The 685-nt window shown below is 62.6% G+C and carries 1 protein-coding gene and 1 pseudogene; both read right to left on the reverse strand.

From position 1 onward, the window contains the following. Positions 1–326: pseudogene (locus ACQ260_RS17300) on the reverse strand (IS3 family transposase); the annotation flags it as partial. After that, complete coding sequence (locus tag ACQ260_RS17305; RefSeq protein WP_432560712.1) at positions 323–616, reverse strand: transposase; 294 nt, start codon at positions 614–616, stop codon at positions 323–325. The gene ACQ260_RS17305 and the pseudogene ACQ260_RS17300, both read right to left, overlap by 4 nt. Between the last annotated feature and the right edge of the window lie 69 nt (positions 617–685).

Consider the following 685-nt stretch of genomic DNA (forward strand, 5'->3'; position numbering starts at 1 on the left):
GGGCCTGGCTTCTTCCCGTTCTTGGCGCGTTTCTTACCGAATGCCGACCACCACTGGTTGGTCGAGCAGACCCGCCACATGGTGCGATCACACGCGTGGTGGCCAGCATCGCGGGCCTCATCGGCGAGGTAGCGGTAGCCGAACTCGGGATCGTCACGGTGCGCGTCGAACAGCGCGTTGGCCAAATAAGCATCGGTGAGTTCGCGGTCGCTGATGGGGTCGGCCAGCCATCGGTAGTAGGGCTGGCGAGCGAGCTTGAGGACCCGACACGTCACCGTGACAGGGATCCCGTCACCGGCGAGCTCACGCACGAGCGGGTACATCATTTTCCCGGCAGGTTCGCCTGCGACAAGTACGCCGCCGCCCGACGCAACACCTCGTTTTCTTGCTCCAGCAGTCGGATGCGCTTCTTCGCCTCACGCAGCTCAGCATTCTCGGCGGTGGTCGTGCCGGGCTTCAGCCCGTCCTCCACATCGGCTCGGCGCATCCAGTTACTCAAACACGATTCGGCGATCCCGAAGTCCGCAGCGATCTGTTTGAGTGATTGTCCGGGCTCACGGTTGCGAGCCACGTTGACCACGTCGTCGCGGAACTCTCGGGGATACGGCTTGGGCATGAGGTACATCCTTCCAGTGACACTCATCAGCGCCACAGATCAGATGTCACCCAAACGTGCAGCAGTCCC

This window comes from Ammonicoccus luteus (assembly GCF_050880385.1).
Lineage (GTDB): Bacteria > Actinomycetota > Actinomycetes > Propionibacteriales > Propionibacteriaceae > Enemella.

Bases quoted from the DNA above. Each gene is read 5' to 3' on its own strand.
- ACQ260_RS17305 (WP_432560712.1), bottom strand. From the start codon at position 616: ATGCCCAAGCCGTATCCCCGAGAGTTCCGCGACGACGTGGTCAACGTG.